Origin of the sequence: Microcystis sp. LE19-10.1B (assembly GCF_027530565.1) — a bacterium.
Classification (GTDB): Bacteria; Cyanobacteriota; Cyanobacteriia; order Cyanobacteriales; family Microcystaceae; genus Microcystis; species Microcystis aeruginosa.
Window position 1 is genome coordinate 1 of the sequence record NZ_JAPZQM010000412.1, and the last position, 9,377, is coordinate 9,377.

Here is a 9,377-nt window from a genome sequence, read left to right on the forward strand (position 1 = left end):
TGGCTTTTAAATGTTGATCTAGTTGTTCTTTTTGGTCTGTATTCATGATTCTACCGTTTAATTGTTTCTCTTTATTTTGCCTTAGCTAACGTTTTTAGTCTCTAAGCATTTATACTTATGGCAAAATTGGGATGCTCCCGATTTCACCCCCGTAGAAGCGCGATATCTTCGTATCTTCGGAACACAAGGCGATCGCCTATACGGAGTGGGAGAAGTTATGGCGTTTGGACAACTAAAGTCAGTCCCCGAACCTACATCAACCCTCAGCCTTGTAGCCCTCGTTACTCTCGGCGCGGCTTCAACCCTCAAGCGCAAACTCAAACCATAAAAGTAGGCTAAATTGCTTACAAAAATACTATAAATGCCCCTTCATTCAGTCAGTTGAGGGGGTTTTATGTTTTGCCTGTGCTTCTACTTATTAAATTTTATTAATTAATTGCTCAAAAGTAGTTTCTTGTGGTAGAAAAAGATTTTTTGTACCGATAGGGTAAAATTTAATAGATATTGTAATTTTATGCCATAACGGAAGTTAATTACAGCAGTTACCTTAATGGTGAAATAACTTCTTTATTTGAGGGGTAGTTTTAATCGGTGGGGAAAGGGCGATACTTAAGGATTAATTCTCGCACCGATTCCCCTAGATTTAATCTCAATCCCCTAGACAAATACCCAAACCCCTGGCGGTTTTGACTAAAGTTTCTTCGGGATCGACGACGCGATAGGTTTTAATCGCCTCCTCAATGGGAACACTGACCACTTGCCGATTTTGCCAGGCCACCATGCGATCGAATTCTCCCCTGGCGATCAGATCCACGGCCGCCACCCCAAAAGCCGCCCCCAGTAAGCGATCCATCGGAGAAGGAATACCCCCCCGTTGAATGTGGCCCAGGAAAGTCACTCTCGTTTCGGCCCCGGTTTCCCTGGCAACTTCTTCGGCTAAATAGCGACCGATACCCCCGAGACGATCTTCTCCTAGGGCTTCCTTTTGCACTAGGCGATTGCCGGTTTCCGTACGCACAGCCTCGGAGACAATAATCAGAGAAAACTGTTTATCCATACGCTGCCGTTGCCGGATCTTCTCGCAGACCTTCTCTAATCGGTAGGGAATTTCGGGAATGAGAATGATATCAGCCCCCCCCGCAATACCGGCAGCCAGGGCGATATGGCCGGCATCTCTACCCATAACTTCTAGAATCATCACCCGGTTATGACTAGCGGCGGTAAAATGGAGGCGATCGAGGGCTTCTGTGGCAATATTAGTAGCTGTATCGAAGCCGATGGAGACTTCTGTAGCTCCCACATCATTATCGATGGTTTTGGGGATACCAATCAGATTAATGCCTCCCTGTTGGGCAATACGGCGCAAAATCGCCAGACTACCATCGCCACCGATGCCGATCAGGGCATCCAGTCCCAGACTATGATAGCCGTCAATGATGTCCTGAGAGCGATCGATCAGGGTTCCATCGGGCATCGGGAAAGCGAAGGGATCCCCCTTATTGGTAGTACCGAGAATTGTTCCTCCCATCACCAACAGGCGATCGACTCCTTCAATATCAAAGATAGTGGTTTTGGGGGGACGGCTAACTAATCCGTTAGTTGCTTCTCGAATACCCACCACTTCCCAGCCATAATTGCCACTGGCATGGTGGACAACGGCACGAATGGCGGCATTTAAACCCGCACAGTCACCACCACTGGTGAGAATTCCAATTCGTTTTTTTTCACCCATAGGTTTTTGTCAGGAGATCAACAAATCTATATTTAGGGAAAAGTTGCGGATAATGCCTGAAAATTAAGAAAGTTTCTAGATCGTCCCTGACAGCTAGGGGAAAAATCCGCCCCTGTCCCCTCAGTCCCCCTAGCAGGAAGTTTGACCCACCTCCGGGTTTTTAACTTTAATACTGGTCAATCGATCACGAGCAGGGTATGCAGGGCGACACGGATTCCCATTATACTAGAAAGTATATAGCAATCTTAGGGCATTTGTCAACCCTAATATACGAGAAATTTTCTGATAACTGATAGCCGATCAATTTAACTATTTACTGCTTGCTGAAGACGGGATAGATCCCAACCTTTTTGATTGAGAAGTAGCCAAGACTGCATTAAATCCGGACCGTGTAACTCCCCCATCAAAGCGGCGCGTAGAGACTTCATCACCAGACCTTTTTTAACCCGATGGGCTTTAGTTGTTGTCTCAACAATTCCCTTAGCAGCTTCTCCGGTCAAATCGGGAGTAATAGCGGCGAGAATATCCTTGATAATATCCTTAACTCCCTCTAATTGTAATTGACTTAAAGCCTCCTGATTATAATTAGCCAGAGGGGTTAAAAGTAAGCGACTTTCAGCGACAGCATCGCTTAAACGAGTTAAACTCGGACCGATGAGAGTAGCCAAACCGATCAACCAAGCTCGATCGGTTTCAGCAGCAAAATTATACCCTGCTTCTTGCCAGTAAGGGAGAAGTAAAGGCACTAATTCCTCACCGGTTAAACGATGGAGATATTGACTATTAATCCAATCCAGTTTAGTCCAGTCAAATTTTGCCCCCGCTTTATTTACCCGTTCTAAACTAAACACTTCAGCGGCCGTTTCAAGGGTAAAAATTTCTTCAGTGGAATCGGGAGGAGTCCAACCGAGGAGAGTCATGTAATTAACCAAAGCTTGCGGCAGAAAACCCAGTTTTCGGAAATCATCGATCGAAGTGACTCCATCCCGTTTAGATAACTTGCGACCCTCCTGATTTAAGATCAAAGGACTGTGGGCAAACTCCGGCACTTTTGCCCCCAAAGCTTCGTATAAAAGAATTTGTTTAGCCGTATTAGCGATGTGATCTTCCCCACGAATAACATGGGTAATTTCCATATCGATATCATCAACAACTACCGCTAAATTATAGAGAGGCTGACCGAAGTTTTCCTCCCCATTTTCCGAGGTACGAGCGATCACCATATCCCCCCCTAAATCACTACCTTTCCAGATAACTTTTTCCCGGATTAAATCCTGCCAAATAATTTCTCGATCATCGTCAATAATAAAACGAATTACTGCTTTTCTCCCCCCTTGCTCGAATTGAGCTTGTTGTTCGGGGGTGAGATAACGATGACGATTATCGTAACGGGGGGCAAAATTGCGGGCTTTTTGTTCTTCCCGCATTTTTTCCAATTCTTCTGGGGTACAATAACAACGATAGGCTAAACCTCGATCGAGCAGGGTTTGAATAGCCTGACGATAATAATTAAGGCGTTGAGTTTGAAAAAAAGGACCTTCATCCCAATTCAGTCCTAACCATTGTAGGCCCGCTTGAATATTTTCCGTATATTCTGGTCGAGAACGTTCTAAATCTGTATCTTCCACGCGCAAGATAAATTTACCCCGGTGATGATGGGCAAAAAGCCAGTTAAACACGGCTGTGCGTGCTGTTCCAATGTGTAAATTTCCCGTGGGACTGGGGGCAATACGAACTCTCACTGTCACGATTTAACTCCTAGGTTTTTTGCGGCAACGATATCCCATATTATGGCAAATTCACCTAGGCCAACTCGCGAAATTAAGAAAATTAAGTGGGTGGGTGGAATTAAATATAAGATGAACGTAGGTTGGGTTGAAGCATGAAACCCAACTCCCGCATGGGTTACGCTACCGCTAACCCATCCTACAAAGAATTTTGCCTCCCTACTTAAATAAATAGCTACCAAAAGGTGAGGGAGGAACAACAAACTCTCAAGAATTGAAGTTTCCCTCTCCGGGGAGAGGGGTTGAGGGGGAGATATTTCAATAACCGTGTTATTTCGGTAATTTAGGCAGCGACTAAAGATTTGCTCAAAGGTTGCCAACGGAAATATCTTTCCCCACCCAATTCGAGGACAAATTTTAACCGGGGTTCCTGTTGACTAAGATTAATTAAGTATTGTTTTTCTTCCGAGGACAAAACAAAACTTTCAATAATCCAAATCACTAAACCTTTAGATTTGGGGGGTAAATTTTCCAATTGATAGGTAGCAATGGGAGGAATAAAATAAACCGGTCCGACGGCTGCTTCCCGACCAATATTTTTTTTACCTAAATGGGGGGGACGGACTCCATGAATGCCGGTAAGATAGGCACTTAAATCCCCTAGACCTCTAGCGGTGATATGCAGGACATTGTAACCGGTGGCCCGTAAACGTCTTTGATAGCGTCCCTCGTAACCCCCTTCTAAGGGTGCGTAAACCCCTAAAGCACCGTATTGTTCCAGATCGCGAATAAATGGTTTTCCCGTGGTCAGTAGTGCCATAGCTAGTGAAAAAAATCTTTTCCCCTATAATCGCACGTTTTGTTAAGTTGTGCGTCAGCTGAACAAAGAAAGACTTAAGATCAAAGATAGAGAGGGACAATCGCTACTCTCCCAAGGAGGTAATATGTTTCACGATCTCCTTTATCCCAACGGACTGCTTTATATCCTGATTAAACTAACTGTTTTAGCTTTAGCAGTCTTACTCTGGTTTATGGTCGTTTCGGCCCCGGCTGTTTGAAAAAACACTGCTCTTGTACAATTAGCGTTCTATGCAATGGCTAAATTTTGTCGATGACTCCTGTTAAATTGCCGATCGATCCTTTTCTGAAACCCAACCTAACCACTAAACTCCTAGGGGTTGGGTTGGTATTGACAATTATTTTTATCCTGATTGCCCTGTTTTCGCCCCTTCTGCAAGCGATCGGACTGATTCAGGATCCAACCGACATTTTAAGCAATTATCCCCTACAAGCCCCCAGTTCTGCCCATTGGTTCGGGACGAATGTGCGCGGTTATGATGTCTTTTCCCGCACCCTATTCGGGGCGCGAGCGGCCTTGTCCGTGGTATTTTTGGCCACAGGATTATCTTTAGTCATCGGGGTTCCTTTAGGGTTAATTAGCGGTTATTTGGGGGGTAAGATCGATCGCGTTCTCCTCTTTATCATGGATACCCTCTACACCTTGCCGGGGTTATTATTATCGGTGGCTCTCGCTTTCGTCTTGGGTCGTGGTATCCTCAATGTAGCGATCGCTGTTAGCATTGCCTATATTCCCCAATATTTTCGCGTGGTCAGAAATCAAACCGCCAGCGTTAAAAATGAGTTATTTATCGAAGCGGCGCGAGCGATCGGTGCCAGTCCTAGCCGGATACTATCAAAATATCTTTTCTTTAATGTCGTCCAGAGTGTCCCAGTTCTTTTTACCCTCAACGCGGCGGATGCGATCCTTGTTTTAGGCGGTTTAGGCTTTTTAGGCTTAGGATTACCGGAAGAAGTGCCTGAATGGGGTCATGATCTCAAGGAAGCTTTGGCGGATTTATCTACAGGTATCTGGTGGACCACTTTATTCCCCGGATTAGCAATGACCACGATGGTGGTGGGTTTATCCCTCTTGGGGGAGGGGTTAAGTGAAATTGTAAACCCCCTGAGTCGTAAACGCTAAAAGCGGGGGCCAGAGTTCGAGAGAAATCATCTCAGGAGCCTCCACACCCTCAGCCTCTCTGTCCGGTAACGATGTAGGATACCCTTTGGGCGATATTGGTGGCGTGATCGGCCATGCGTTCCAGATGACGGATTAGTAAAGCCATCAGCAGGATTGGTTCCACCACACCCTTGATATCTCTTTGATGGGCGAGAGTGTGATAGAGATAATCATAGGCTCGATCGACCGTATTATCTAGTTCTTTCACCTTTGGACCTGCTTCTTGATCGAGGTCGGCCAGAGCAACAAGGCTCGTGGCTAACATATACTGGGCATGGTGGGACATAGCCTCGATCTCACCCATACAATCGTGGGGAGTATAGGCGAATAATTTGAGAGCTATTTCAGCCAAATCCTTGGCATAATCGCCGATACGTTCCAAATCGCGCACTAATTGCATAAAAGCACTTAAAAGCCGCAAATCTTGGGCTACGGGAGCCTGTAGAGTCATGAGAGTGGCACAATCTAACTCGATTTGACGGTAGTAGCGATCGATTTCCTTGTCAAGGGGGGCGATTTTTTTCGCCATTTCCAAATCCCTAGCAAAAAGGGATTGATGGCTAAGACGAAAGGATTCTTCGACCAAGGTGCCCATTCTCAGCACATCCTGTTCCAATCGCTGGAGAGAACGAGCGAAATAGGTGCGATCGGGATGATTGGTTTCTTTGGATAGGCTCACGGTCGGATTCGCTTAACATAAAACTACTCTTTCTCTACAGTGATAACAAGAAAATTTTCGATTTTGTACAGTTGTCCAGAGAACTTGACAGATTTTTTTTCTCCCCACACCCCACACCCATCACCCCACCTCCTTTTTTTGACGCGGGAGAGTGACTTGTAGGCGAGCGCCGCCGGTGTTAGGATCATTTTGAGCGACGATCGAACCGCCATGGGCTTGAATAATCTCTTTGGCAATCGATAAACCTAAACCGGTACTATAATCCTTTGTGCCTTGTTTTTGACGGGTGCGGGAAGGATCACCACGAAAGAGGCGATCAAAAACGTAGGGTAGATCCGCTTCGTTAAATCCCTTCCCGTTGTCGATAACGTCAATTTTCAGCCATTTTTCCCCGATAGTATCGAATATTTCCCGAATTTCTAGGCGAATTTTCCCCTGATCGGGACTATACTTAATGGCATTATCAAAGAGATTCAGGAAAACTTGCAGCAGACGAGAGTGATCCACTTCCAGCGTCCAATCCACCGGAGAGGAATAATCTAAGCTAATCTGTTTTTGGGCGGCTATTGGGGTGACAGTCTGCCAAGCGGCGCTGATGAGGTCCTCTAGATTAATCATCTGGTATTGTAAAGAGCGCCCCGCATCCGCTTGTAATTCACTAATTTCTAGCCAATCGCAGACTAATTGGCTCAAACGCTCCACTTCTTTCGCCATTTGTTCTAACCAGCGTCTTTCGGGAGCTTGGAGGCGTTTTTGTAAAGCTTCGGTAAGGAGAGAAATGGAGGTTAAGGGAGTGCGTAACTCGTGCGTTAAGTCAGAGAAAGCTCGCTCGCGATTTTGCGATAATTCGACTAAAGGCTGTCTATTTTCGATAAATACAGCGATTTCACCTTCCGGCAGCGGATAACCGTAACCCTTCAAGGCAATCGATTTAGGAGCAATCACTTGGCGATCGCTAATGGGGTTGACAGGATAATTAGTCGGGTAAAAAGTCCAAGTTTGCACCTGTGGACTCTGTTTTTGGCGAGTTTCTTGAATTAATTGATCTAATTCGTAGGATCGCACTAATTCCAGCAGCAGACGCACTTGATCTGGCTGCCAGCGATCGAGTTTGAGGAGATTAATTGCCTGTTGATTACACCAGAGTAGTTGATTATCGGTATCTATATGAAGATAGGCGATCGGCGCTAGTTCTAGCAAGGATTTCTGAATTTCTAAGCTCTTTTCTCGCTCTTGCAGACTTTGGGAGAGAAACTGTAATTCTCGACGCACCAGGGAGGTAACGGGAAAAGAGGCCGACAAATCCACCGAATCCGAGAGAGCGCTTAGGGTTCGCTTTAACTCTCTATTTAAGCGTGAGACTTGCCAATAACAAATACTCAAACCTAAAACTACTCCGAAAATAAAAGCGAAAATAGTCATTGTCTGCGCGAGCGGCGATCGCTAATCGGGAAAATATAATCGCTCACCTAGCCAAAACGATAACCGAAACCGCGTACAGTAATCAGGTATTCCGGTTGACTGGGATCGATTTCTAGTTTTTCCCGTAACCAGCGAATGTGAACATCGACGGTTTTGGTATCTCCTAAAAAATCTGGCCCCCAAATTTGTTCAATTAACTGCTCTCTTGACCAAACTCGGCGCGGATAACTCATAAATAGGTCGAGGAGACGGAATTCTTTAGGAGAAAGGTTAATTTCTTCATCTCGCACCGTCACCCGACATTCCTGGGGATAAAGAAGAACATCGCGGAATTTTCGCACGGGAGCGGCAGCTAGGGAAGTAAATCCTTGACGACGAATGAGAGCGCGACAACGAGCGACTAATTCGCGCATACTAAAGGGTTTAGTCAGATAATCATCGGCACCTACTTCTAAACCCAAAACTCGATCGGTTTCGCTGGCCTTAGCACTTAAGATTAAAATCGGGATAATATTGCCGTGATAGCGCAACAGACGACAGATATCAAGACCGTTGATTTGGGGTAACATTAAATCCAAAACGACCAAATCAAAACGAGACTCACCGTGATTAGATTCTTGACTTTGCAGTAATTCTAGGGCAACGCGACCATCACTAACACCGAGCGCCTCGTAACCTTCTTCTTCCAAAGCCAAAATAATCATATCCCGAATCACTTCTTCGTCTTCAACGATTAAAATCCGATGATTGGGAACGAAATCCGTACTCGCCGACAAGGGGGGGGTGTCAAGGGTTAACATAAAAATACTTGATTATTCGTCCTAATTTTATCTCAATTGGTCAACCTGCACTCGGGGGGGTAGAGCCGAATGTTATTACAGTTATCCACCTGGTTAGAGGTGGAATCCTATCTAGAACAATCTCAGGGAATTATTATTCCTATTGGTTCCACGGAACAACACGGGCCGACGGGACTAATTGGTACAGATGCTCTATGTGCGGAGGCGATCGCTAAAGGAGTGGGGAAACAGGTACGAGCAATGGTAGCACCCACCTTAAATGTCGGTATGGCCCTACATCACACGGCTTTCCCGGGTACAATTAGTCTTCGTCCTAGCACTTTGATTCAAGTCATCCTCGACTATGTGACTTGTTTAGCTAGAGCGGGTTTTCGTCAATTTTTCTTTATTAATGGTCACGGGGGCAATATTGCCACCCTAAAAGCCGCTTTTGCGGAAACCTATTATCATTTGGATTCCCTCAATTTGCTTAACACAAACGAGGTTAAATGTCAAGTGGCCAACTGGTTTATGGTGCGAGAAGTTTATCTTTTAGCCAAAGAATTGTATGGAGATCAGGAAGGTTCTCACGCTACACCGAGCGAAGTGGCGTTAACTCAGTATCTTTACCCTGAGAGCCTTAAAAATGCCTTTTTATCGGAAAAAGTGGCTTCTGGTCATGGTATTTACGGTGCGGCTAATTTTCGCCAAAACTACCCCGATGGTCGTATGGGTTCCAATCCTGCTTTAGCCACTCCCGAACACGGTCAGAGGTTCTATGAATTAGCCGTGAAAGAATTGAGTAATAATTATTTAGAATGGCTCTCTTGTCCTGTGTCTGAGTTGATTAGTGACTAAGCCACCGAGACCCAGAATAATTTAACTGTAACCCTAAGTAAGTAGCTGGTTATAATTATAGCGGTTCTCGCATCTGTGCGGCACACTTAAACCTTTGCTGATTAAGCTGTTCAGGATCGGGAATGTACCTCTTGTGAATCAGAAACGCTATAAATTAAAA

At 45.3% G+C, this 9,377-nt stretch carries 9 protein-coding genes; 3 read left to right on the top strand and 6 right to left on the bottom strand.

Annotated elements, in window-relative coordinates:
• Window positions 1-217: 217 nt before the first annotated feature.
• Complete coding sequence (locus tag O9332_RS14965; protein ID WP_288026207.1) at window positions 218-328, top strand: PEP-CTERM sorting domain-containing protein; 111 nt, start codon at window positions 218-220, stop codon at window positions 326-328.
• Between the two features lie 321 nt (window positions 329-649).
• Here O9332_RS14965 and O9332_RS14970 read toward each other — a convergent pair whose 3' ends face one another.
• The 3 genes from O9332_RS14970 to O9332_RS14980 form a co-directional block, all read right to left on the bottom strand.
• Window positions 650-1,732: an ATP-dependent 6-phosphofructokinase gene (locus tag O9332_RS14970; protein WP_016515635.1), complete on the bottom strand. Its 1,083-nt coding sequence runs from the start codon at window positions 1,730-1,732 to the stop codon at window positions 650-652.
• 305 nt (window positions 1,733-2,037) lie between these two features.
• Complete coding sequence (gene gltX / locus O9332_RS14975; protein WP_288026210.1) at window positions 2,038-3,480, bottom strand: glutamate--tRNA ligase; 1,443 nt, start codon at window positions 3,478-3,480, stop codon at window positions 2,038-2,040.
• A 322-nt stretch (window positions 3,481-3,802) separates the two neighbouring features.
• Window positions 3,803-4,279 carry an NAD(P)H-quinone oxidoreductase subunit N gene (locus O9332_RS14980; RefSeq protein ID WP_002735370.1) on the bottom strand — a complete coding sequence of 159 codons (477 nt, stop codon included), beginning with the start codon at window positions 4,277-4,279 and terminating at the stop codon, window positions 3,803-3,805.
• 291 nt (window positions 4,280-4,570) lie between these two features.
• Here O9332_RS14980 and O9332_RS14985 point away from each other — a divergent pair, with 291 nt between their 5' ends.
• Window positions 4,571-5,440 carry an ABC transporter permease gene (locus O9332_RS14985; RefSeq protein WP_288026212.1) on the top strand — a complete coding sequence of 290 codons (870 nt, stop codon included), beginning with the start codon at window positions 4,571-4,573 and terminating at the stop codon, window positions 5,438-5,440.
• 49 nt (window positions 5,441-5,489) lie between these two features.
• Here O9332_RS14985 and phoU read toward each other — a convergent pair whose 3' ends face one another.
• From phoU to O9332_RS15000, 3 genes are all read right to left on the bottom strand, one after another.
• Window positions 5,490-6,158 (bottom strand): phosphate signaling complex protein PhoU, encoded by a 669-nt coding sequence (gene phoU, locus O9332_RS14990; protein ID WP_002759704.1) that lies wholly within the window; start codon window positions 6,156-6,158, stop codon window positions 5,490-5,492.
• A gap of 120 nt (window positions 6,159-6,278) precedes the next feature.
• Window positions 6,279-7,580: a sensor histidine kinase gene (locus O9332_RS14995; RefSeq protein ID WP_002759706.1), complete on the bottom strand. Its 1,302-nt coding sequence runs from the start codon at window positions 7,578-7,580 to the stop codon at window positions 6,279-6,281.
• Window positions 7,581-7,627: 47 nt separating this feature from the next.
• Window positions 7,628-8,380, bottom strand: coding sequence for a response regulator transcription factor (locus O9332_RS15000; RefSeq protein WP_002759707.1), 753 nt, complete (start codon window positions 8,378-8,380; stop codon window positions 7,628-7,630).
• Window positions 8,381-8,449: 69 nt separating this feature from the next.
• Here O9332_RS15000 and O9332_RS15005 point away from each other — a divergent pair, with 69 nt between their 5' ends.
• Window positions 8,450-9,217, top strand: coding sequence for a creatininase family protein (locus O9332_RS15005; protein WP_002759708.1), 768 nt, complete (start codon window positions 8,450-8,452; stop codon window positions 9,215-9,217).
• Window positions 9,218-9,377: the final 160 nt, after the last annotated feature.